The organism is Neosynechococcus sphagnicola sy1 (assembly GCF_000775285.1).
Taxonomy (GTDB): Bacteria; Cyanobacteriota; Cyanobacteriia; order Neosynechococcales; family Neosynechococcaceae; genus Neosynechococcus; species Neosynechococcus sphagnicola.
On sequence record NZ_JJML01000029.1, the window covers coordinates 77880 to 101055 of the forward strand.

The 23176-nt window shown below is 53.3% G+C and carries 15 protein-coding genes, 1 tRNA gene and 7 pseudogenes; 10 read left to right on the forward strand and 13 right to left on the reverse strand.

Features of this window, described 5'->3' with window-relative positions; genetic code table 11:
* Position 1: 1 nt before the first annotated feature.
* A complete protein-coding gene (locus DO97_RS25205) occupies positions 2 to 214 on the reverse strand; it encodes a hypothetical protein (RefSeq protein ID WP_036534171.1) in 213 nt (70 codons plus the stop codon).
* A 382-nt stretch (positions 215 to 596) separates the two neighbouring features.
* Between DO97_RS25205 and DO97_RS23960 the strand changes: the two genes are divergently transcribed.
* Entirely contained in the window at positions 597 to 1328 is a 732-nt protein-coding gene (locus DO97_RS23960) for a hypothetical protein (protein ID WP_156120567.1), read from the forward strand.
* Positions 1329 to 1337: 9 nt separating this feature from the next.
* Here the strand turns inward: DO97_RS23960 and DO97_RS13205 are convergent, their stop codons facing one another.
* Positions 1338 to 1571 carry a hypothetical protein gene (locus DO97_RS13205; protein WP_036534176.1) on the reverse strand — a complete coding sequence of 78 codons (234 nt, stop codon included), beginning with the start codon at positions 1569 to 1571 and terminating at the stop codon, positions 1338 to 1340.
* A gap of 109 nt (positions 1572 to 1680) precedes the next feature.
* On the opposite strand from DO97_RS13205, the gene DO97_RS13210 reads away from it, so the two are divergent.
* Positions 1681 to 2679, forward strand: a complete 999-nt coding sequence (locus tag DO97_RS13210; RefSeq protein ID WP_052128719.1) for a DNA polymerase III subunit delta' — start codon at positions 1681 to 1683, stop codon at positions 2677 to 2679.
* A gap of 3 nt (positions 2680 to 2682) precedes the next feature.
* Here DO97_RS13210 and DO97_RS13215 read toward each other — a convergent pair whose 3' ends face one another.
* From DO97_RS13215 to DO97_RS13230, 4 genes are all read right to left on the reverse strand, one after another.
* Positions 2683 to 3042: a hypothetical protein gene (locus DO97_RS13215; protein ID WP_036534178.1), complete on the reverse strand. Its 360-nt coding sequence runs from the start codon at positions 3040 to 3042 to the stop codon at positions 2683 to 2685.
* Positions 3043 to 3314: 272 nt separating this feature from the next.
* Complete coding sequence (gene sfsA / locus DO97_RS13220; protein ID WP_036534180.1) at positions 3315 to 4079, reverse strand: DNA/RNA nuclease SfsA; 765 nt, start codon at positions 4077 to 4079, stop codon at positions 3315 to 3317.
* Positions 4076 to 5257, reverse strand: coding sequence for a DUF3095 domain-containing protein (locus tag DO97_RS13225; RefSeq protein ID WP_036534183.1), 1182 nt, complete (start codon positions 5255 to 5257; stop codon positions 4076 to 4078). Before DO97_RS13225 ends, sfsA begins: the two co-directional genes overlap by 4 nt.
* A 72-nt stretch (positions 5258 to 5329) precedes the next feature.
* Positions 5330 to 6493, reverse strand: coding sequence for a DMT family transporter (locus DO97_RS13230; protein ID WP_275575023.1), 1164 nt, complete (start codon positions 6491 to 6493; stop codon positions 5330 to 5332).
* Between the two features lie 184 nt (positions 6494 to 6677).
* Here DO97_RS13230 and DO97_RS13235 point away from each other — a divergent pair, with 184 nt between their 5' ends.
* From DO97_RS13235 to DO97_RS13245, 3 genes and pseudogenes are all read left to right on the forward strand, one after another.
* The gene (locus DO97_RS13235) at positions 6678 to 7277 is read left to right on the forward strand and encodes a shikimate kinase (protein ID WP_338038689.1); all 600 of its coding nucleotides are present in this window, start codon (positions 6678 to 6680) and stop codon (positions 7275 to 7277) included.
* Between the two features lie 75 nt (positions 7278 to 7352).
* Positions 7353 to 8254, forward strand: a pseudogene (gene argB / locus DO97_RS13240) (acetylglutamate kinase).
* A gap of 17 nt (positions 8255 to 8271) precedes the next feature.
* Positions 8272 to 8631: a hypothetical protein gene (locus DO97_RS13245; protein ID WP_052128720.1), complete on the forward strand. Its 360-nt coding sequence runs from the start codon at positions 8272 to 8274 to the stop codon at positions 8629 to 8631.
* Positions 8632 to 8635: 4 nt separating this feature from the next.
* On the opposite strand, the gene DO97_RS13250 is transcribed toward DO97_RS13245, so the two are convergent.
* The 3 genes and pseudogenes from DO97_RS13250 to DO97_RS13260 all read right to left on the reverse strand — a co-directional run bounded on the left by DO97_RS13250 (position 8636) and on the right by DO97_RS13260 (position 12921).
* Entirely contained in the window at positions 8636 to 9715 is a 1080-nt protein-coding gene (locus DO97_RS13250; protein ID WP_036534185.1) for a 3-deoxy-7-phosphoheptulonate synthase, read from the reverse strand.
* A 64-nt stretch (positions 9716 to 9779) separates the two neighbouring features.
* Complete coding sequence (locus tag DO97_RS13255) at positions 9780 to 10940, reverse strand: aromatic ring-hydroxylating dioxygenase subunit alpha (protein WP_239651721.1); 1161 nt, start codon at positions 10938 to 10940, stop codon at positions 9780 to 9782.
* 6 nt (positions 10941 to 10946) lie between these two features.
* Positions 10947 to 12921: pseudogene (locus DO97_RS13260) on the reverse strand (FAD-dependent oxidoreductase).
* A gap of 171 nt (positions 12922 to 13092) precedes the next feature.
* Between DO97_RS13260 and DO97_RS13265 the strand changes: the two are divergent.
* Together DO97_RS13265 and DO97_RS13270 are read left to right on the forward strand one after the other, a co-directional pair.
* Positions 13093 to 13867 (forward strand): annotated as a pseudogene (locus tag DO97_RS13265) (ABC transporter permease).
* A gap of 70 nt (positions 13868 to 13937) precedes the next feature.
* The gene (locus DO97_RS13270) at positions 13938 to 14915 is read left to right on the forward strand and encodes an ABC transporter ATP-binding protein (protein ID WP_081980750.1); all 978 of its coding nucleotides are present in this window, start codon (positions 13938 to 13940) and stop codon (positions 14913 to 14915) included.
* On the opposite strand, the pseudogene rpsN reads toward DO97_RS13270, so the two are convergent.
* A pseudogene (rpsN, locus tag DO97_RS13275) lies at positions 14883 to 15186 on the reverse strand (30S ribosomal protein S14). The gene DO97_RS13270 and the pseudogene rpsN overlap by 33 nt on opposite strands.
* 286 nt (positions 15187 to 15472) lie before the next feature.
* Between rpsN and dut the strand changes: the two are divergent.
* Together dut and DO97_RS13285 are read left to right on the forward strand one after the other, a co-directional pair.
* Complete coding sequence (gene dut, locus DO97_RS13280; RefSeq protein ID WP_036534243.1) at positions 15473 to 15937, forward strand: dUTP diphosphatase; 465 nt, start codon at positions 15473 to 15475, stop codon at positions 15935 to 15937.
* Between the two features lie 49 nt (positions 15938 to 15986).
* Positions 15987 to 17628: pseudogene (locus DO97_RS13285) on the forward strand (FAD-dependent thymidylate synthase).
* Here the strand turns inward: DO97_RS13285 and pcrA are convergent.
* Positions 17625 to 20000 (reverse strand): DNA helicase PcrA, encoded by a 2376-nt coding sequence (gene pcrA / locus DO97_RS13290; RefSeq protein WP_036534187.1) that lies wholly within the window; start codon positions 19998 to 20000, stop codon positions 17625 to 17627. The pseudogene DO97_RS13285 and the gene pcrA overlap by 4 nt on opposite strands.
* Positions 20001 to 20372: 372 nt before the next feature.
* On the opposite strand from pcrA, the gene DO97_RS13295 reads away from it, so the two are divergent.
* Positions 20373 to 20446 (forward strand) — tRNA-Arg (locus DO97_RS13295).
* 179 nt (positions 20447 to 20625) lie between these two features.
* On the opposite strand, the pseudogene nagA reads toward DO97_RS13295, so the two are convergent.
* Both nagA and larC read right to left on the reverse strand, forming a co-directional pair.
* Positions 20626 to 21820: pseudogene (gene nagA / locus DO97_RS13300) on the reverse strand (N-acetylglucosamine-6-phosphate deacetylase).
* Position 21821: 1 nt separating this feature from the next.
* Positions 21822 to 23145 (reverse strand): annotated as a pseudogene (larC, locus tag DO97_RS13305) (nickel pincer cofactor biosynthesis protein LarC).
* Positions 23146 to 23176 lie beyond the last annotated feature (31 nt).

The window sequence follows — 23176 nt, forward strand, 5'->3', positions numbered from 1 at the left end:
TTCACCCAAAGAGAAAACAAAGGCGTTGCTTAATCCAAGTATGAATCGAAGATCTTGACAATGCCACAAGCCAGGTATTGGTAAATTTTGTGATTGCCAGAAAGAGTAGATTCATCCCGCTAATCAGCAACGCCGAAACCAAGTTGAGTTCTGGACAGGATGCTGAGTCGGCTGGGGCTTCATCATCCCACTCTAAAATTGCTCGAATGATCATGGGTGTATTTCCAGTTGGGTGATCAACGCATCAATGCGTTTGTTAACTTCCCAGTGGGCTGCCCCTCTGTACCCGTATTGGGGTGGATCAGCAGTGGTGTTAAACCTCACGACTTGAGCTGACCCTGTTGTTTTGGCAGCAGTTTGAACTCCTCAGGCACACCCAAAAAAGTGATGAGAGCATTGTATATACACTTTGGCTTTAATGATGGTGACGCTACAGCCAATGTTCGAACGGATGCAACGTCACAGAGCGATTTATAATCGATTTCAGCACCGCTCAACTCAAGTGCGTTATGCAACTTGAGTCCCTGACTAAGATGTCGTGTAATGCTACCTTTTGGTATTCTAATTAAAGATCAATTACAGAAGAGAGAGAAGCTTTGAAATATTTTGTTCCCAACCTAAAGCTAAGTGTTGATCTTCCACCTCAAGAAAAATTAGAAGACAAGTTTGGAGGGATACCCTGGGGCTTAAAACCAGAACAGTACCCTATGTGTCGGCATTGTGGAAAAAGCCAATCGCTCCTGGCTCAATTCGTTCACAACTCAGAGAGACTTGATTTAGGTAAATCTGGTCGAACTCTCCTGGTGTTTCAATGTAATCACAACCCAGGAGGCTGTCCCACTTGGGAAGGTGGCTCTGGAGCTAATGCGTGTTTTGTTCTTGATCCAGATCAACTTTCAGAAAATCTCACACCGATGCCAGCAGATTTTCCAATCATTGAGCCTGAAGCTCGTATCATTGGGTGGCTTGATCATGATGACGGCATCGCTCCCGATGAGATATCTGCATTTTATGATGATGAGCAACTCTGGGATCTACAGGATGAAATGCGGGACAGAGTTTATCCCCAGACAAAACTTGGAAGCGTTCCAGAGTGGTTACAAAGTCCCAGCGAAGCACCCGGTGAAGGTTGGGTCTTCATCGGCCAGCTTAGTGATTCCTACAAATTTATTCAGGAACCTTCTCCTCAAAGTAATGTCTATGTTTATCCATCTTCAGACTATTGGGCTTGCGAGGGTCCTAATTTCGGAGATGGAGGAATAGGCTACATTTTTCTTCGACATCACTCTGAAAAACCTGATGGCTGGTTCTTTTGGCAATGTAGTTGACTGCTGCATCTAGCGGTTACTGAGTTGATGAAATACTTGCAAGACCTTGAAAGCCATACTGTACAAATCTTTCAAAATGCTGACCCCATACATCCCGAAGCCGTTGAGATGGACATTTTGACCGTGGATCATGCTGAGCATCATCCAGCAGAGAGTTTTGAGGTGACGAGCATCTCGCGATTGAATCTCGCATTGACTCAAAAATTGGGAGAGGGCATCATAAAGACGGGAAGTAGGAGGCATAGATTGAACTGAGTTTGTGTGGTTACTTCGCAGCTTCAATCACGCTCTACGTCTCCCTAGCGTTTGTTTCAGCTCGTTTGAGTTTTGTCAGTCAAGCAGGGTCATCGCTATGTCTTCACGATTAGACTCCAACCTTGACGTGACCTTGAACCCAGCTACTGTATTCGCCCCTCTGCTGGGCCAGTCCCAGGCTGTTGAACTACTGACCCAAGCTGTGATCCGCGATCGCCTCGCTCCGGCTTACCTTTTTGCCGGAGCTGATGGGGTGGGGCGCAGTCTAGCAGCTCATTGCTTCATTGAGCTGCTGTTTTCCCATTCAACGGCAATACCAGGAAAAACCCGTTCACCTCGGCTACAACAGCAGAATCACCCCGATTTGTTGTGGGTAGAACCCAGCTACCTGCATCAGGGGCAGCGTCTTTCAGCAGCAGAAGCCGCCGCCGCTGGGGTGAAGCGCAAAGCCCCTCCCCAGATCCGCATTGAGCAGATTCGTGAGATTAGCCGCTTCCTCAGTCGTCCGCCGCTGGAAGCATCGCGCTCGGTGGTGGTGATTGAACAGGCCGAAACCATGGCGGAAGCAGCGGCCAATGGATTGTTGAAAACCCTGGAAGAACCCGGACAAGCCACCTTAATTTTGCTGGCGGGGGGCGGAGAATCTCTGCTGCCGACCCTGGTTTCCCGTTGCCAGCGGATTCCGTTTTATCGTTTACCATCCACCGTCATGGCTGAGGTGCTGACTCAGGTGGGGCGGGAGGAAATCCTCCAGCATCCCCAAGTTTTGGCGATCGCCCAGGGGAGTCCCGGAGCCGCGATCGCCAGTTGGCATCAACTTCAGAACATCCCAGCGGATCTCTTACAAGCACTCACCCATCTACCCCAGTCCTCCCTACGTGAGGCACTAGATCTCGCACGTCAAATTGATCAGGCATTGGATACCGAAGCCCAACTCTGGGTGGTTGACTATCTGCAACACGGTTATTGGCAGATAGGGAATCGCAGGTCTCAATCCTTGCACTTCCTGGAACGAGCAAAGCAGTCGCTGCGTGCCTATGCCCAGCCGCGACTGGTCTGGGAAGTAACCTTCATGGCGCTCTGCGCAGCCGGATAACCATCAGTAGCCTTCGATTACCTCGAACTCATAGCCCTCTAAGGAGTGATAACCCGGTTCATAGGTTGCCACTCTGCGAACCAACTTACTGAAACAACTGGGTGACACCATGCCATGAGGAACCCAGATTTTCACCGTGTAAGCTGGAAGGGTGCAAACAACGTTCGCAGGTTCCTGGTGTCGTGATTCTGGGGTCGTTTTTGGCAACCGTGAGGGAACTGGCCGGGGCACATTACACAGGCTTTCAAGATTCACCACCCTCCCCGAGGCATCCACCATCGAGCAGGGGGAGTCCTGTGCCGCTGATACATCTGCCATCCATAGCCCCAATAAACTGGGAATCAGTATTAACCGCACCAACATCCGTCAACGTCTCCTCCGAGGTCAGTAGCTAGGGGGAATTAATTATAAAACGCTCAACCTGAAAGCGCCCATGCAAGTGTGAACTGCATCACCCAGAGATCTTCCCAGGAGAAGATCATAGGGATAGTCTGATGTTTACCACAACATTAGGACAGCCCTAGGAGCTACATCCAGCTTACAGTTTCCGATTCATCTGGCAAAGTCCGCAGCCTGGTTTGAGCCTCGGTAACAATGGGGAGGACATCTGGTTCAGCAACGTGATCAGTGGGGATTTACGCTAAGCATGGGGTCGCTAGACCCAAGTAACGAATGCCAACCGGGGTAATTTCAAACCGACAGGGCAGCACCTCTAAGCCCTGGGTAATGGCCTGCCGGAGCAACTGCCCATAGACAGGATCGGTTTGATCGCCGGGGGCAAAGTTGGCGCGATCGCCACGATTGATGAAATACAGCATCACCCCTCGCGTCTCTGGTAACAACGCCATCAGTTCCCGCAGATGTTTCTGGCCACGGCTGGTCACGGTATCGGGGAAGCGGGCAAATTTGCCCTCCACCCAGGTGGTACTTTTAACCTCCACATAGATGGGGCGATCGCCCCCTAGGAGACGGAAATCAATGCGACTCTTGCCGTCGGAGCCGTAGGGTACTTCTGGCTGGATTTCGTCATAGCTGCCTAACTGCGGCAGCAGGTGTTGTTCGAGGACGAGGTTGACCACTCGATTGGGCAGCGCTGTATTCACCCCCACCCATGTGGGGACACCGGGTTCTAAAACCTCACCCGAGGGCGCTATAGCAAGGGGATCACAGACCTGAATCATCTCCCATGTATAGGGTAATTTGCGATGCGGGCGATCGCTCTGGGACACCTGCACCGGACTGCCAACCGTCGAAATGCACGTCATCGGGCCGGTATTGGGGCAGTGCGCCGTAATCACCTCCCCCGAGGCCAACTGAATATCGGCAAAGAAGCGCTTGTAGCGTTTTAACAACGTCCCTGGCAATAGGGGTGGGTAGCGATACAGCCATTCTGTCGTCATGATCGTCGCTGGTTGAGTCTGGCCTTCATGGCCTTCGCTGCCAGGGCATAGCCCCCATCGGCACCATCAATAAAATGCACTTGGCGGCCATTGCGCTCAAACACCAGACAGGTCATCAAAGCTCGGTCGGAGACATGAAGGCCGTACACTAGGCTGCCGTTTTGGTACTGCCGCTCTAAGAAATCGGTCAGTTGCTGTCGCTGGACAGTGGTGCTGGCAATCACCATCCGTAACAGATCGTCAAACTTCTGATGATCCGTTGAGGCGGCGACTATCAGCAGATAGTCGCCCCAATTGAAGGAACCTACTTGCATCCGAAAGCGCATGAATAGCCAACCCAGTAAATTTTCCAGCTTGATTTTCAGCAGGTAAAATTGTTGGTGCCAAAAATTCTGCGATCGCACCTGCACCTTGGTTTCCCCCGCAAGATTTTGATTCTTAAAGGACAGGTGTAAGTGATCGGCGGCCACAGGATGAAAATTCTGCTCACTGCCATAGATCACGCTCAGAGTTTCCAGAATATTTTTATAGATCAAATCATTCTCCGGTTCCGAATCCGCCAAGGCCATGGCAATTAAACTCACGGTTTCGCCGTGCTGGCTGAAAATATCCTGCCAGCGACATTCCAACCCCGAAAAATCTGCGTTAACATCGGTTGCCCCTTCCTGAAAACAGTAGCCTTGGGTAGTGTCGGGGTGCTTCAGTAAGTCGGTGGCATAGGTCAGCCCGCCCCCGGTAAAATTTCCTTGCACATAGTTCTCAGAGATTCTTAACTTAGCAATCTTGACATCATAATTGGCATCCTTGACCACCGCGACGGGCACCGCGCCGACTCGTAAATTCAAATTGAAGGAGTCCTGAGCTAATTGGCGAGTGGCCAGTAATGCTGCCTGGGCTGGGGCGAATAACCCCGGTGGAATTAGGATCGAAGCTCCATCCCCGCCAAAAATAAAGGGGATTTCTAGCTGCTCGGCAATGTTTAAGATGGCAATGATGGAGCAGGCACCCAGGAGGTTGACCTCTTTATAGCGGCCACTTTCAATTGCTTGGGTCGAACCCACAACATCCGTGATTAAGATGTACCAGTCCCGAGGTACTGAAGTGAAGTTCTGGGGATTGGTAATATCCAGAAAACTGGTCAGGACGGGTAAATCTGCGTAGAAATAGTCAGTAGACATGATGCTGGGTGGATTTAGCTCACCGATGTAATTTGACGTTGCTTGATCCTGGAATCTTCACACAGTCTGGAGTTAGCTAGATACCTCTGCATCGGAGTCTGGAACGGTGATAGCAACACTGATGATGGGCTTTGTCACCCCCTCGGGACGGGAGAGGTCGGAATGATGGAGCTTGATCACTGGCACCGCTGTCGGTTTCAGAAGCAGCTGAGACACTTGGGCGGAACGTCGCCAACTCATGGTCAGCTTCTCCCGTTGGTTAATCAAATAAATACTGATTAACGTACAGCAAACCCCTAGCCATTGGATGGGAGTCAACACTTCTGCCAGCAACAAATTGCCAAAGCAGAGGGCAAAAACAGGGGTCAAAAACGTCAGAGAACTCAAACTTGTGAGACTACCACTGGCTGCGAAGTAAAAGAACAACCCATAGGCGATCGCGCTGCCAAAGACCGTTGCATAGCCTAAGGCTAGCCAATCCATTGCATTGAGATTGATCCACTGCTCCGATTCAACCCCAGCGGAGGCAACCAGCAAGGGCAATCCACCCAGAATCATATGCCAGCCAGTGGCGCTCACGGGGTCGGCATAGCGACAGATCACCCGCAACAAAATCGTGCCCACGGCCATGGAGAGGGCTGCCAGAAGCATCAACCACTCGCCACTTTGGAACAACTGGGGCAGAAGTGCTGGCCCATCCAGCGGGGCAGGATTCAGGGTCGGCACCCAGGACACGACCGTCGCTAGGCTATGCAGCATCGCAGCTTGCAGTTTTTGTCCCCAGCTTAAAATCCAAGCATCGGGGAGACCAATGAAGCTAATGCCCACTCCCCCCAGGGCTAGCCCGACCCACCCCCACAGACCAATCTGTTCCCCAAATATCCACAGCGCTAGGAGAGCCACAGCGAGGGGCTGGGAGTCAATCATCACCGATCCCAGTCCGGCTCCGGTACGCACCAGTCCCTGGGCGAGAAATCCTTGGAAGAGGGTGCCATCTACCAGGGCAAACAGGCTAATCCACAACCAGGCACGCCACCCTTGGGGTTGGGGTCTCCCCATCAGCAGCGCCACTGCCACCACTAAGATGCCTGCTGGCAACAACCGGATTCCGGCCAGAAACAGTGGCGTGGTGTGGGGAATGACTCCCTTCATAAACACCATGGCAGTTCCCCAAAGGGCAAAGGGGGCAATCAAAGCCAGGGTGGAAGGGGAGAGCTTCAGGGACTGGGACTGCACGGAATGGCTCCTGCCAACATTAAGGCACGTATCAAAATTTCAGCGAAGGATTACGTTATCTTAACAATTGTAGGTAATTTGCACCTGTTTTTCAGGGTGTGACAGATGAGGTCGCTGGTTGCTGTCGATTCCAGGATCGCAACGGTGAGATCATGAAAAAAGATTTGAGTTCAGGGATAGAAACGTGTTGAACCACCCGTTGCAGGATGCCCTCGGAGGCATCAATATTTACCTGATTGGCATGATGGGATCTGGCAAGACCACCATTGGGCAACAGTTGGCGACTCAGTTGGGCTATCGCTTTATCGACACCGATGCCTTGATTACGCAAATTGCGGGTCAGTCAATCGCCGATTTGTTTGCCCTAGAGGGAGAAGCGGCCTTCCGGCAACTCGAAACCCAGGTGTTAGCAGAACTGTCTGCCTATGCCTGTCAAAAGTTGGCGATCGCAACGGGGGGCGGCATTGTCCTGCGTCGTCAGAACTGGAGCTATTTACACCATGGCATTGTTGTCTGGCTCGATGTCCCCGTCTCCGTGCTGTGCGATCGCCTCAACCAGGATCGCCATCGACCCCTGTTACAGGGTGTAGACCCGGTTGCCACCCTCACCCACCTGCTGGAGCAACGGCAGTCACGCTATGCCCAAGCGGATATTCGCCTTGCGGTGACCTTGGGAGAAACCCCTGTCCAGGTGGTCGATCGGCTGCTGCACACCTTACCAAAGATTTTAAAATCCCAGAGCGATCGCCCAGATTTATCCCAGATTGAGAATGCTTTGAATTAAGACTTGGCCTTGTGGATCACGCCAAGCTCTTCTAAACTGCATTCAATCTCAACGAGGCAAATTTGCAGTTGACCCATGGAATACGACTACAACAGCGAATATATCCTGAAGGCAGAAGCAACCCGCGTTCGAGTTCTCAGCGAAGCCCTGCCCTACATCCAGCAATTCGCGGGACGCACGGTGGTGGTCAAATATCGGGGGAGCAGCGATGAAGGACTCCCTCCTCAAAGACAAGGTAATTCGGGATGTGGTCTTTCTTGCCTCCGTGGGCATGCGCCCGGTGGTGGTGCATCGGGGGGGGGCCCGAAATCAATACCTGGTTGGATAAGCTGGGCATCGAACCCCAGTTTAAGAATGGCCTCCGGGTCACCGATGCCGCCACCATGGATGTGGTGGAAATGGTACTGGTGGGGCGTGTGAATAAAGAAATTGTCTCCCTGATTAATCAGGCGGGCGGCTCTGGCGTTGGGCTGTGTGGCAAGGATGGCAACCTCTTCCAAGCTCGCCCCGATGGTCGAGAGGGGATTGGCTTTGTCGGGGAAGTGACAACGGTGGATATCCAACTGTTAGAGTCCCTGATTCAACGCGGCCATATTCCGGTGGTCTCCAGTGTGGCAGCGGATGACACAGGGCAGGCCTATAACATCAATGCGGATACGGTAGCGGGGGAATTGGCAGCAGCCCTGGGGGCAGAAAAGATGATTTTGCTCACCGATACCGCTGGAATTTTGAAGGACTATCGCGACCTCTCCACCCTGATTCCCAAACTAGATATTCAGGAAGCCCGACGGCTAATTGAATCCGGGATTGTCAGTGGGGGCATGATTCCCAAGGTCAACTGTTGTGTGCGATCGCTGGCGCAGGGAGTGAAGGCAGCCCACATCATTGATGGCCGAATTCCCCATGCGCTGCTATTAGAGATCTTCACGGATGCTGGGATTGGCTCAATGATTGTAGCTTCAGATTTTATTAACTAGGAGTCCTCGGGACGGTGATGTCGGAAATCACCCGCAATCCCAAGCAAGGGGGGAATGTGAAAATTCAGTGGGAACCCAGTGTTTACGTAGGCAATGCCCCAGTACGTTGTGCCATCTGTGGCGATCGCGCCCATCCCATCCGACTGCGAGGGAGCCATTACTTACTGGCTGTGGTTTATAACGCCCAAGGGCAGGTGTGTGGCGAAGTTTGTCGTCCCTGCATTGCCATGGGCGTACCTGGCATTCAAGAGCGTCTGCAAGAGCGAATCAACCACCTCCAGACCCAGATTCAGGAACTCCAAGCCCTCGCTGCCGAACCCATGGAGGTTCCTTCCCTGGAGGAAGAATTTAACTCCTATTCCACAGGGGCGTTGTAAGCATTCAAACGTGGGCAATGGCGAGGGGGAGTGCTTGGTGCTGCCGGACTGAATCAGCCAATTCGTGCAACATCTGGGTGGTGGTAGCCAGATCCACACAGGCATCCGTGACACTTTGACCATAGACAAGGTGGTTGAGATCGGGCTTCAAAGACTGCTTACCCGCAACCAGATGACTCTCAACCATTACCCCCATCAGGTGTCGGGAGCCGCTGCGAATTTGAGCTGCTACGTCTCGGCACACTGAGATCTGACGGTTGTGGTCTTTCAGGGCATTGCCATGGCTACAATCCACCATCATCCGGGCATTACAACCGTGACGGGTCAGCTCTGCGGCGGCTTTTTCCACATGGGCGGCATCATAGTTCGGCCCTCCCTTGCCCCCCCGTAACACGAGGTGCGTGTCTGGATTGCCCGTTGTCGTAACAATACTGGCCAGTCCCTGGGCATTGATGCCCAGAAAACGGTGGGGTTGGCGGGCCGACAGCATGGCATTGATTGCGGAATCACAGTGCCCATCGGTACCATTCTTAAAGCCTACGGGCATCGATAGTCCAGAGGCCATCTCGCGGTGGGTTTGGCTTTCAGTGGTACGCGCCCCTATGGCTGTCCAGGAAACCACATCGGCAATGTACTGGGGAATAATGGGATCGAGTAATTCTGTGGCGGCTGGGAGTCCTAAAGCGGCCAGATCCAACAATAGTTTCCGGGCCAATCGCAGCCCTAGATTAATATCAAAACTTTCATCCAAGAGGGGATCGTTGATCAACCCCTTCCAGCCAATATTGGTGCGCGGTTTCTCAAAATAGACGCGCATGACAATTTCCAGGTGGTCAGCCAGTTCGGAACGCAACTGACACAGGTGCTGCCCATATTCGTAGGCAGCCTCAACATCATGGATCGAGCAGGGGCCAACCACCACCAATAACCGGGGATCTTCCCTATTCAGAATTGTCCGAATGCGATCGCGGGTGCCCCCGACCAGATCGGCAACGGCCTGAGTAATGGGAAGTTCTGTCTTAATGGTCATCGGAGCCAGCAGTGGTCGGGTCTCTACCACATGCAGATCGTTGGTCTTACGCATAGCCGCAAAAAAAACTCCTTGAGATGAACCTGCTAGAGCTACTGGGATACTACGTCTCCCTTCGTTATTGTAGGTTGACTTCGGAGGAGATCGTTGACTCCCCGCTGGGATTTACTTGGGTGCGGATTAACCGCTGTACACTCACTAACGCCCGATTTAACTCATAAATCCGCCGCTCAGGATGCTGCAAATAGGCTTGTTGCTCGTCACGAATCATCTGGACATCCTGCTTGACTAGGCCATCCAAGAGGTGTTGGGCTGCCCCAAACAGCCTATTTTTGAGGAAACGGCGAAACCATTTTGGTAGGTAAAGCAATTCTGGAAAGCGATTTAAGGAGGTGAAGTGAATCAGATACCCTCGGGTCTGGGTTTCATGCACAGGACAAAATAGACAATAAATCTTAAAGTCTTGACCGAGGGTTGCCATCCAATGGGGGTAGACATAGCTAACATCCAGGGGTTCAGGATGCAACTGCCGCAAGGCTGGGATAAACAGTTGCGCCACCGACCACATTCGATCGATGCGATAGTAGCTCTGGGCTTGATAGTGGGCATCGACACGGGTGCTAGACTCCTCCAGGCTCTCTAGGGTCGCCTCAGCCCAGGCTTGAAACTCCTGGTGAAGATGCCCATGGTGCATGTCCATGAGATTCTCAATCAAGTAAGAGAAATGCCCTGGACAATCAATGGATGACACCGTGGCAATGTAGTTTAAATCCTCCCACTCGGGCATCCCCAGGGGAGAGCACTGTTCCGCCAGGGCGGGTTCTCCAGGGAATACCCAGATGAAACCATCCTGCTCCCGAACGGGGTATCTCCGGAGGCGGCAGGTTGGCAATTTTTGATGCTCGGCCAAATGGGGCACCCAGCTGCACCGTCCCGTTGCATCAAATCGCCAACCGTGATAGGCACACTCCAGCTGATCCCCGGCGACGATGCCATGACTCATTCTCACCAGCCGATGGGGACAGCAGTCTTCCAGGGCATGAATGTGACCCTGGGTATCGCGAAACAGCACAATGGGCTGATGCCAAAGGGTCAGTCCCAGGGGTTGGGCCTGCACCTCAAAGCTGCGAGCCAACACATACCAATGATTGAGGTTGATCCCCTGTCGGCGTATGTTGTGACTGGATGTGACCTGAGACAGTGTCGGGTCATTCTTGGGGGCAGAGGTGCCGTCGCGCTTGGAATCTGGGGAAAAGACAGCCGGGTCCATTGCACTCATGCTCACCTAGGTTTCACGGGGGGCAATAAAGGACAGCACGCCCTCTGGATTTACCGAATAGAGGGGACGACGTTGTAAACTTTCCTGTTGCAGGATGGTATTGGCGGCCAATAACCCACTACTGATGGCCCGTTCCATCAAACCACAGGGGAAGGGCAGTTTTTACCCAATCCCCGGCAAAGAGCAGATTAGCGGCTGGGGTTCCGGTTTCGGGGCGATTGGCGTGACTGTTAGGGGGGAAACCAGAAAAATTCTTTTGATTGACCAGTTCTCGATGCAGCAGGGTTGCCGATTGCAGTTGGGGTACCACCTGGTATAGCTCCGCCTCAAAGGTGGTCAAGAGGGCTTCTTGTGTGGGGAATTCTTTTTCTTTGTAACAGTAGGCATGGAGTTCCACCACACTGCCCCCCGTTTTCTCCGCCCAGGCGATGTATTCATCCTGGATGCGATGGTACAGGGTAATGCTATCGGTGAGGCGATAGCCCGACAAGGAGGTAAAGTTACTGTGTTCCCAGGGAAAGTCTTGATCAAACCAGAAGCGAGCTACAGCAAAGGGATCGGCGATCGCCAACCCTTGCACTTGCTGTTGAATCTGGGGATTCACCTCCCCCGTTGACAGACTCAACAAATGTTTCACCCCCGGCACATCTGTAGCAAATACATAGTAATCGGCCTGCAACGTCTCCCCAGGAGGGGTGGAGCTGTGAACCGACGAGGTGGTGTTGGTCACCAGTTGTACCTGATCCGCTTGCCGCTGGGCGACTTTCAATCGGGGTAAATTGCCCTTTGCCGGCCCCCGGATCACCCGTCCCTCGCGGTCGAAGACGGCACCATGACAGGGGCAATGAAATTCACCCGCCACCGTTTGCTGTACCGTACAACCCTGGTGGGTACAGGTAAGGGAAATAGCTTCCTGTCCATCCGGGGCGAGGGCAAATACTTGATCACTGGCCCCAAAATGTTCCAGGGGTTGATCCGTCAGCACAGCGCTTCGCTGCACCCAAAACGGCACCTCACTAACGGCATTTCCCTGCTGGTAGTGGATGGAGGCAATCTGTCCCTGACTCCAGGCAACCTGACTCACCGTTGCCTCGGTGACAATTCTGCCACCGTTACGAAGGATCGCCTCTGCAATCGGCTGCACTAAGCTCCGGCCCATATCCTGGCGAGTTCCCCGAAATGCCAGCCCTTCTGGATTTCCGAAGAAATAGAAGTGGAAAAATTGCATTAATTCTCCGACGCTCAGCACATCCGGGGCATTCAGACTTGACTTGGCAAAGGGCAGAAAATAGAGGTCAAACAGCCCCTGGGGGAACCCCTGCTGCACCCACTCGACCACCGAGAGGTGATCGAGCCGTTGGTAACTACTTTGGGCTTGAAAAGCAGTGATTTCTCGAAACACTTGCCAGTGTTCCTGCTTGGTCAGATTTAAACCCCACTTGAGACGATTGGGGGAGGATACGGTCAGATCGACAACATTCCAGGGAAAGGCTGAGTGGCTGGGGCGAAAGACTTCTGGATCGTACTTGGCATCTTTGTAGACAACGGCATAGGACTTCAAAGACTGAAAATTATTCTCAATCTCCAGTTCCGTTACCAGATTGTTGAGGTTGTAGTACTGGGGGAAAAACCCATGAAAGCCATGCTCCATCATCATGGTTTCACCGCCCACCTGAATGGGCCAGCTGGCAACTTTACCCCCGAGTTGGGGTGCCCGTTCTAGTAAGGTGACCTTGAAACCGCGTTGACTGAGTTCGTAAGCACAGGCCAGACCTGCCAAACCTGCCCCCACGACCACCACCTGGAGGGACTGATCTACCCGGCGGGGGAGATCCAAGGCATCGCTCTGGAACACATAGGGCTCTGGTTTAGAAAACCGGGAATACCCCAGGACTCCGGCGATCGTCCCGATGCCAAATAATTTGAGCGCTGCGCGGCGAGACAGAGGTTGCAGCAGCGATGAATTTGATAGTGGACTCATGGGCAGACAGCTAGATCCTCACACACACTTTGTCAGCAGCTTCGATCCTTAACACCTGGGCAAAACTGCTGGTATTTTACTCAACTCCGGTAAATTTTAGGCCCGTGACCGAGGTTGAAGTCTGAGAGATAAGATAATGGCAATCCTCATATTAAGCAACGCGAACCGTCGATGAAATACTGGCATGAGACCCTGGCCGTTGCCCAACGGATTCTCATTGAACTGATCCGGCGGCGGCGATCGCTGATCCTGTGGAGCATTTTCCCGATTTCGGTGCTGATGCTCAATGGGTACATTTTTGCCGAACGAGCCCAGATTTCTACGGCTGAAGCCTTTGCCAATGCAGCGCCAGCCACTCTGGTGGGGGCAGCACTGTTCTTCAGTTGCTTCGGGGGGGAGCGTGGCAACGGTGGTGGCTGAACGAGAGCAACGGACGCTGAAGCGGTTATTCCTCACCCCCCTGAGCGGGCTCTCTTACTTTCTGGGCATTTTTCTGGCCCATAGTTGTATTGGTCTGGGGCAGAGTCTCCTCGTCTACGGTGCAGCAAGCCTCTGGGGAGCAAGGTTCCACGGCTCAGTGCTGTTAGGCATCGTCATTGTCATCTTGAGTATTTTAGCTTATGTGGGGGTGGGGTTTATCTTGGGAACGCAACTGGCGCGCCGTACCGAAGATGTCAATGCGCTGGTAGCTGCGTTTGGCGTTCCCTTGCTGATTTTGGGAGGGGCGTTTGTCCCTGCTTTTTTGTTTCCCAAAGTCCTGTTGGATCTGGCACGGTTTAACCCCATCTATCATATGAATGAAGCCTTGCTGCAAGTCTCTGCTGATGGCCGGAGTCTGACAGAGATTGGTTACCACTTCTGGTTTTTGGTGTGGTTTACCTTGGCGATGGTGATCGCTGGCTGGCTGTCCTATCGGCGGATGCTCCGGGTGGAGCGGCGGCTGTAATGACGGTGACAAGTCCTCCCGACCATGGGTTAATGGACTTCAATCCTCCCTATTGGAGATGCCTCAACTCGTGCTAGAGATCGAACACCTCCACAAGACCTACGGCAAACAGCAGGTTCTCCAGGATTTAAATTTACACATCTGGCCGGGTGAAATCTATGGACTGCTGGGGCCTAATGGCGCTGGCAAGACCACAACGATTAATATTATTGGCAATCTCGTTCGCGCTGACCGGGGAATCGTGCGCATCGGGGGACGGCTCGTGTCTCAAAGTAGTAAGCGACTGATTGGGGTTTCTCCCCAAGAAAATTTAATTTACCGGGGGCTGAGTTGCCGCGAGAACCTCAATTTCTTTGCCAGTCTCTATGGTTTGCGGGGACGACAGCGATCGCGGCGAGTCTGGGCTTGCCTGGAAGCAGTTAGCCTCAGGTCTAGGGCAAACACTTTGGCAGAAACCCTCAGTGGCGGCATGCAACGCCGGTTAAGTATGGCGATCTCCATGATTCACCAACCCAAGTTGCTGATCTTAGACGAGCCTACTACAGGTCTGGATATTGAAGCTCGCTATGAAATCTGGCACCTGATTCGAGAGCTTCAGCATCAGGGTATTACGGTGTTACTGACCACCCATTTATTAGAAGAAGCCGAACGTCTGTGCGATCGCATCGGCATTCTCAAGGAAGGTCGAATCTTGGCAGAGGGAACCCTCTCAGAACTCTGTCAGTGGGTGCCTGCCGCAGAAGTTGTTACCATTCAAACCACCGATGAAGCTGCGGCGATCGCACGGGCTCAAACCTACGGCTTTACCCACCGCTACTATGGCGGTGACCTTTGCTTCTGGCTGCCCTCCGTTCTAGAGCTGCGAGAAATTCTCCAGTGTTTTGACGGCATTCCCCTGGTTTCGATCTCCCGGCAGCCGGTGCGTCTAGAGCATATTTATGTGGAAGTCACCCACAGCCCTCCGATACAACCTGGGCAGATCCGTGGAGCAATATTGCCTGGGACTGCTCCCAACCTACCAACTAGACTTGACAACCCCAGGAAGTAACCCTTCGTGAGCCATTTCTCGGATGACATTGCGAGACAGGCCGAAGTCGCGATAGAAGCCTCTGGGACGACCCGTGGCCCAACAGCGATTGCGATGGCGAGTAGGAGCACTGTTGCGGGGGAGTTGTTGCAGTTTACGGTGAATCAGAATTTTCTCAGTTTGGGTGGTTGCTTGAGCGAACTGTTCTTTCAGTTCTTGACGCTTGTCAGCATATTTTTCTGCAAGGCGCTCACGATTTTTTTTCCCGCTCAATCATGCTCTTTTTAGCCATGTAACCAAATCCGGAGTGAAGACAGCGTTTTCCATTGTAGCGGATTTTATGAAATACTTGGCTAACGCGGATAGCTTGACGAGGGTTTACAGGAACGAGCTTTAAGCGACGTGAGTCGTAGGCGAACAACTATCTAGTCCTTTGTGTGTCGATATAGCGGCGGATCGTATCGCCTGAAACATTGCCAGCGGTTGAGACCGCCAGTTCAAATCTGAAGTGCATCAGCAACAACTGTGAAACTTACTACCCCTCAACCCTAACGTCCCCCATGACTGACGATCATTCCGTGAGGATCAAAATTCAGCGACTCAACCCGGAGGCCAAACTGCCCCAGTATGCCCATCCCGGTGACTCCGGCGCAGATTTAGTAGCGGTAACTGAATGCACGATCCAACCGATGCAGTGGTTGGCGGTGCCCACGGGGATCGCCGCCGAGGTGCCCCCTGGATTTGAATTACAGGTACGCCCCCGCAGTGGCTGGGCGCTGAAACAGGGGGTGACAGTGTTGAATTCTCCTGGGACGGTGGATGCAGGGTATCGGGGTGAAATCAAGGTGATTTTGCTCAACCTAGGTTCAGAAGCCGTTGCGATCGCCAGGGGGCAAAAAATTGCTCAGATGGTAGTGGCACCAGTGGTCTGGGGTCAATTTGAAGAAGTGGATCACCTCACCCCATCTCAACGGGGCAGTGGGGGGTTTGGGTCTACGGGCCTCACCTCGGTCGAGGACGACATGGGGAACCCGCAGTCCTGATCGCCTGGGATCAAGCTTTGTTGTAGTTCACGGGATGCAGTCGCGCGATATGAAAGAGGCACAGGAGCCGTCACTAACTGATCAAGAGGGCAATTTGCTCCAGCCTTTTGTGACCAATGTCGATCGCCCCGTGTTTGGCCTGCGAAATCTACCAGAAGTGGTCAAAGGTGCCCTCTTCTCCCGCTATAGCCGCAGTGACAAGGGATTGCGCCGCATTTTGCTGGATGAATTTATCCAGGCTCCAGAGGCTGAATTTGCCCGAATTGTTGGGGAGTCTACGAACCATCACACCGATCAATTCGTCGCGATTCACCAGGCCGAAGCCTTTTACGATCGGGTGTTAATTGGTTATGGCGATGATTCGGTGGCCGAATTGGGGGGGGGCGCATCTTGCCTGTGAAGGCATTAGTAATATTGCCGCCAAGGCGCTGGAGGATAGCCGCTTAGGAATTTCTCCCCTGGAGAAGTCAACCCGGTACGTGCCATTCAATCGTAAACTCAATGGCCGCTATCGCTACTACCGGGAACCCGCGATCATGGCCTCTCCCCATGCCACCGCCTACGAGACCACCCTGGATCATTTATTTGACACCTACACGGCATTGATTGACCCCTTGCTGGGTTGGATCAAAAGGGTGACACCCCAAGATCCAAGCACTTCGGAGCGCGCTTACAACAGTGCCACTCGCGCCAAGGCGCTGGATCTGCTGCGGGGGTTACTGCCCATGGCAACCCTGACGAATGTCGGTTTGTTTGGTAATGGACGTGCCTTTGAATATCTGCTGGTGAAGTTGGCCGCCTCACCCCATGGCGAGGTTCGTACCCTGGGCGGGGCGATGCAACAGGAGTTAGACCAAATGATTCCTTCCTTCGTCAAGCGGGCAAAAACGGAGCGGGGGCAGAACTATGCCCGTTATTTATCAACCAATCGCGATCGCAGCCAACACCTGGCCCAACAGTTATGCGGGCAGCAACAACCCGCCTCCCCCGTGACGGTGCAACTCGTGGAATCCGATCCGGCAGCCGAAGCCAAGGTGGTGGCAGCAATTCTTTACCCCCATACCGATTTGACCTTGGAGCAGCTGCAAACCATTGTCACCGAGCTGTCGAGTGGGGAGAAAGAGGCGATTATTCAGACCTACATCGGCGATCGCGGTTCCCGATTTGATCGTCCGGGTCGCGCCTTTGAAGAAACCTATTACACCTTTGATATCCTGGCGGATCTGGGAGCTTATCGGGATTTACATCGACATCGGGTGCTTACCCAGGAACGCCAGCCTTACACCGTCAACCATGGGTATGTGGTTCCCCCCGAGCTCGTTGCGGCGAATCTGGCCGACCCTTACCACCAGGCATTGGTCGCCGCTGCTGAAACCTTTACGCAGATTCACCCAGACCTGCCCACCGCCGCCCAATATGGGGTGCCCTTCGCCTATCGGGTGCGCTGGCGGATGAAGTTAAATCTGCGGGAGGTTTACCATTTTGTGGAACTCCGCAGTGGGCGGCAGGGGCATGCCTCCTACCGGGAAATTGCCCAGGAAATGTATCGGCAAATCCAACAGGTTCATCCCACCTTAGTGGCCCAGATGCACTATGTCGATCTCCATGACTATGACCTGGAGCGTCTGGCCGCAGAGCAACGCCTGGATACCAGGTTGCAGCAGCGAGATCCCATCGAGCCTCACGGTTAATTCTCAACCCGATGTAAGGCCGTAAGTTTCGGATCAATAATCTTCTGTCCTACCCCGGCAAACTTGATCGCCAGACAGAGTTTATCGCCGCTGCCAAAAATGTGGGTTACCTGTCCGGCTCCAAAGCTATCGTGAACCAGGCGATCGCCCACAGTCCAGATTTGTCGTGAGGTGGGGAGGCGACGGCTGGGACGCGGGCTAGAGGATGGAGAGGGACGTTGAGCCGGGGTAGCCGCCCGCGATCCCCCTTTGAAAACGGCACGGGGGACATTACTCTCCACTAAATCTCTGGGCAACTCTTGCAAAAACTGGGAAGGAATGGCGGCTTCTCGGGAACCCCAGAGCCGTCGTTCCTGGGCATGGGTAATAAACAGCCGTTCCTGGGCACGGGTAATGCCGACATAACAGAGGCGACGTTCTTCTTCCAGGGCTGCGGGATCTTGCAAAGAGCGATAGTTAGGGAATAGCCCCTGTTCCATGCCTACGAGAAAAACCACGGGGAATTCTAACCCCTTTGATGAGTGCAGGGTCATTAATGAAACCCGCGCTTCACCCTCCTGCAAACTATCGAGATCAGAGGCGAGGGTGGCACTGGCGAGGAAGGTTAGTAGCGTCGCATCTTCATGCTCTTCTTCAAATTGCAGCACCGCATTGTAGAGTTCCAGGACGTTTTGCAGCCGATCCTCAGACTCTTCAGTGCCCTGAGCTTTTAAATCGGCAACATAGCCTGTGTCTTCCATCATCCCCCGGACAATTTCAGAGGCCGCAGCAGTGGCGATCTGCCCCTGCCACTTCAGGAGCAATTGGACAAAACTCATCACCCCTTTAGCGGAACGTCCTGCCAAGGTTTTCACCGAGGTTTCATCCAGTAAAATTTCCCACAGCGGCACCCCCAGTTGTTGGGCCGCACCCACCAGTGCCTCAATCGTAGTTTTGCCAATCCCCCGTCGAGGAGTGTTAATCACGCGCAAGAGACTGACCGTATCCGCCGGATTGGCGATCGCCCGCACATAGGCAATGGCATCTTTAATTTCTTTGCGGTCATAGAATCGCAGTCCCCCGACAATGCTGTAGGGAATGCTCCATTGCACCAGGCTTTCTTCCAAGGCTCGGGATTGGGCATTGGTGCGGTAAAGAATGGCAAAACTACCCCAATGAATCGCTTCGGGATACTGTTGCACCAGCTTCCGCATTTGGTCAACGACAAAGTTAGCTTCGTCGAGTTCATGATCGGCGCGATAGCAAAAAATTGCCTCTCCCGAACCCCGCGTTGCTCTGAGGATCTTATCTATCCGTTGGGTATTATTTTCAATTAGGTGATTGGCAACCTGAAGAATGTTTTCTGTTGAGCGATAATTTTCTTCCAGCTTCACCATGGTGCGGGTATCGTCGTCCGCAAGACCGTCCCCAAAGTCAGATTGAAACCCCATCAAGATCGTAAAGTCAGCAGCTCGGAAGGAGTAAATCGATTGATCGGCATCGCCGACCACAAAGATGGAACGGTGCTGCCAGTCTTCAAACGCATCCGTTTCCACGCCGTTGGTGGTCAACAACCGAATCAGATCGTATTGGGTACGGTTTGTATCCTGATACTCATCGACTAAAATATGACGGAAACGACGATGCCAGTAATCCAGCACCAGCTGATTTTGCTGAAATAACTGTACCGGCACCCAGATCAGATCATCAAAGTCGAGGGCGTTATTGGCGGCCAGCGCTTCCTGGTAACGGGAATAGACATCGGCAATTACCCGTCCGCGAAAATTGGGCTGGTTCTGCTCAAAGACTTGCGGTGTCTCGCCTTTATTTTTGGCTCCGCTGATGGCATAGCGAACACTTTTAGGATCAAACTTTTTATCGTCGAGATTTAATTGATTAACGACAATATCTTTAATCAAGCTTTGAACATCTGGTTCATCAAAGATGGAAAAGTTTTGCTTCCAGGTACGTCCCTTTTCATCTTGAAATTTTTCGATATCAAACCGGAGAATCCGAGAACAGAGAGCGTGAAAGGTGCCAATCCACAGGGGTTTCGTAATCGTTTTATAGACCTGCGATCGCAATCGCGTTTGTTCACTAAGGGACAGGGACTCTAAGGACTGACCTTGGGATCGCAGGGACTCCTGTTCAGCAAACAGTTTTTCAATCCGCTCCTTCATTTCCCGTGCCGCTTTATTGGTAAACGTCACCGCCAGGATATTTTCAGGGTCAACGCGGTGGGTGAGTACCAGATTGGCAATCCGATAGGTTAAGGCTCTGGTTTTGCCAGAACCCGCTCCCGCGATCACCAGCAAAGGGCCACAGAAATGCTCCACAGCCTGCCGCTGAGATGGATTGAGGTGATTTAGGAAATCGGTTGGAGGAGGATTCATATCACGATGGGTCAAAAATCTCTAGGACAGAACTTGCGCAGAACCTAGTGTAATAGTGTACAGAACCTGGCTTTAACCACTATATGGAGTGCTTGATAGCTCAGAAGCCACGTGTTTTGCCTACGTCCTGGAGTTCCTGGATGGAGCAGTGATCGTTGATCCTTGCAATGCCCCGATGCAGCAGCCAGCAGTTCAGACACGTCTAGAACCATGGAGTCGCCAGTCTAGCATCCCCGACTCAGCTCAGCCATGCTCCCCAACAAGACTTTGCTCCTTATAGATGTAGCATAGACTCACCTTTGCAACTGGAATCGGATGGGCAACGATCGAGGGCGATCGCGTCAGCCAACTGCTATAATCGCTCCATTGTCTGGGGCTGTAGCTCAGATGGATAGAGCGATCGCCTCCTAAGCGATAGGTCGAGGGTTCGAATCCCGCCAGTCCCGTTCACTAGGTGGACATCCCCCCAGGACGAACATGAGAACTGTCTGTAATGCCATCTCCTATCCCCTCGCCCATTCAAGCGTGAATATGTCCACCCTAAAATCTAGCTTCTAGGAAGGCTAGCCAGAGTTCATGTAGGTGTTCGGGACTCTCCGACCAGTTTCCGCTCAGGAAGATCGAGTCACGGGACTGGAGCAACCATTTCTAACCGTTTCCAGGAAAGAGCATTAGTTATGGCATCCAGATGCCAGCGTAGAAAGTGGGCGGGTTGCCCCACCGCTAGACCAGCTTGTCCCATCGCCCGTCTCGGGGCCTGAGTTGCCAGGGCGATCGCCCGCTCAACCCCACAGATTCCCCATCCCACAAGGTTCTGCACCCCAACCAAGAGGGGCAATGTCGTACCCGCTAGTGTGCCGTCGGGTAGTCGAGCCGTTCCCTGCTTCACCTCAATTTGGCGACTGTCCCAGGGATAAATCCCATCCGGCAGTCCTAGGGGAGCGAGGGCATCACTCACAAGGAACAGACCCTGGTCAGAGGCGTTGGCTCGGAGTAAGAGATCGATCATCATCGGCGTCACATGCTGACCATCGGCAATCAAACCACAACTAATCTCTGGATCCAGAATCGCCGCCCCCAACAGCCCAGGTTCTCGATGATGCAAGGGTGGCATAGCATTAAAACAATGGGTCACCATCGAAGCTCCCAGTTGAAAGGCTTGATTTGCCTGGGCAGCCGTGGCTTGAGAATGTCCGAGACTGACAATCATTCCCTGAGATCGCAGCTGGGGAATCACCGTGCCTGTCGGGTCTAGCTCCGGTGCCAGGGTGATGATCTTGACGATGGCAGCGTTGGTTCCCAGAACAGCCTGCACGGTTTCTAAAGTCAGTGGCAGTAAATACTCCGGTGGATGGGCCCCCCGCCTCTCAGGATTGAGGCAAGGGCCTTCCAGATGAACCCCTAAGATTTGGGCCATACCAGCCATGGGGGGTTGGTTGACCAGAGGGGCAATCACCGCTAATGCCTGATGGATTTTCTCAAGGGATGTCGTCACCAGGGTGGGTAAGAAGGCATCAATCCCATGGTGCCAAAGAAATCGGCAAATTTCCGGTAGTTTTTCCCCAGTCATTGCCGTCAGATCAGGAAAGGCCAGTCCCAAGGCTCCATTAATTTGTAGATCCAACCCCCCCCAGGGAAATCCAATCTCCCCCAACATCCAAGGTGGGAGACGGGATCTGGGTTACCGCTGACATCGGCGAGATCGCCTGAATCAATCCTTGATCATTGATCAGAATCTGGTGTAACCCATTGCTTCCAGGTAGCTTGGCGTTGACCAGGTTGAGGGGATACAACGGGGGTTGAGAGGCTAGGTCACCCATGTCAAATTCCCTGAGTATTCGTTGTTTTGTGGCAACCACCCATGCTTCTTGCGTCGGAGTACCCTTGCTGATACCAGGCTTCTAAAGCCAGTCGATGAATTTCCCGCCAGGGTTGGTGATGCTGTCGTGCCAGTCTGGCACAGTCTTCGTACTCAGGCTGCACGTTGGTGATGGTCTCCGACCAGCCTTCGGCCATCGCATCCGTAGCAATGCCAGCAAGTTTTAATCCCAACCTTACCATAGGCCGTTTCTACGGTTTGGATCGAGCGCTGGAGTACCCTTCGCTGTTGCAGCGATCGCCGGATTCCCAGGGTGCTCGTCTCTTGAAACAGCACGGTTTCACAAGCAGTAATCTGCTCCGGTGGACAGATCACCGTCAGCAACACCCCCATGCGAGACTTCTTCATGGCGATCGCCTGGGAAAACACATCCACCGCTCCCGCCGCGAACAAATGCTCACAGGCATAGGCGATCGCTTGGGGAGACAGATCATCAATCTGAGTGGCTAAGACCGCTATGGTTTCCGTGTCGGGAGCGAGGGTTGCCGAACCCTCACAGGGGTTACCAATCCAAAGCCGCAGGATATTTGGCAGCGATAGAGAATGGGAACCAGCTCCCAAGCCCAGGGTTTGCAGCGCCATCCCTGGGGGAGAGCCAAAGCTGATTGCTAACGTGGTCGCGATCGCCGCCCCCGTAGGGGTGACCAATTCCCTGGCAATCCCATTGCTATAAACTGGCACCTGGCGCATCTCCCAGAGCTTCAGCACCGCCGGAGTGGGCACTGGCAGTTGCCCGTGGGCTGCTTTCACCGTGCCGCCCCCCGTAGGCAAGGCGGAGCAGTAAATTTGATCGATCCCCAACCAATCCAGACCCAGACAGGTACCGACAATATCTACAATGGCATCGGTTGCCCCGACTTCATGGAAGTGGACTTTTTCCGGCGCAATCCCATGCACCGCCCCCTCCGCCGCTGCGAGTTGGTCAAAAACCTCCAGACTCCAAGCTTCAGCCCGAGGAGGTAAGTGAGCCCGCCGGATGATCGCGGCAATTTCTGGCAGGTGTCGGGCATGGGGCAGAGGGGAATCATGTACCGCTCCCAAGTGATCCGCGTGATCCGCCCCTGGGGTCAGATCAACATGAACCTTGGTGGCTTCCTGCCCATTCCGATGCACTCGCTCTGCCCAGAGATGATACTCGTCCGTGATCCCCAGGGAGCTGAGTTGTGCAATCAGGTATTCTAAGGGTACTCCCGCGTGAACCAGTGCCCCCAGACACATGTCGCCGGCAATCCCAGTTGGACACTCAAAATAGGCTAGCTTGGTCATAATTCGGATTGTCAGGTTTTTTCAGGTACTG

What these genes read in the sequence shown, in the direction of transcription:
- DO97_RS25205 (WP_036534171.1), bottom strand. Translation starts at nt 214, where the DNA reads ATGATCATTCGAGCAATTTTAGAGTGGGATGATGAAGCCCCAGCCGAC.
- DO97_RS13205 (WP_036534176.1), bottom strand. Translation starts at nt 1,571, where the DNA reads ATGCCTCCTACTTCCCGTCTTTATGATGCCCTCTCCCAATTTTTGAGT.
- DO97_RS13210 (WP_052128719.1), top strand. Translation starts at nt 1,681, where the DNA reads ATGTCTTCACGATTAGACTCCAACCTTGACGTGACCTTGAACCCAGCT.
- DO97_RS13215 (WP_036534178.1), bottom strand. Translation starts at nt 3,042, where the DNA reads ATGTTGGTGCGGTTAATACTGATTCCCAGTTTATTGGGGCTATGGATG.
- sfsA (WP_036534180.1), bottom strand. Translation starts at nt 4,079, where the DNA reads ATGACGACAGAATGGCTGTATCGCTACCCACCCCTATTGCCAGGGACG.
- DO97_RS13225 (WP_036534183.1), bottom strand. Translation starts at nt 5,257, where the DNA reads ATGTCTACTGACTATTTCTACGCAGATTTACCCGTCCTGACCAGTTTT.
- DO97_RS13245 (WP_052128720.1), top strand. Translation starts at nt 8,272, where the DNA reads ATGTCGGAAATCACCCGCAATCCCAAGCAAGGGGGGAATGTGAAAATT.
- DO97_RS13250 (WP_036534185.1), bottom strand. Translation starts at nt 9,715, where the DNA reads ATGCGTAAGACCAACGATCTGCATGTGGTAGAGACCCGACCACTGCTG.
- DO97_RS13255 (WP_239651721.1), bottom strand. Translation starts at nt 10,940, where the DNA reads ATGAGTGCAATGGACCCGGCTGTCTTTTCCCCAGATTCCAAGCGCGAC.
- pcrA (WP_036534187.1), bottom strand. Translation starts at nt 20,000, where the DNA reads ATGAATCCTCCTCCAACCGATTTCCTAAATCACCTCAATCCATCTCAG.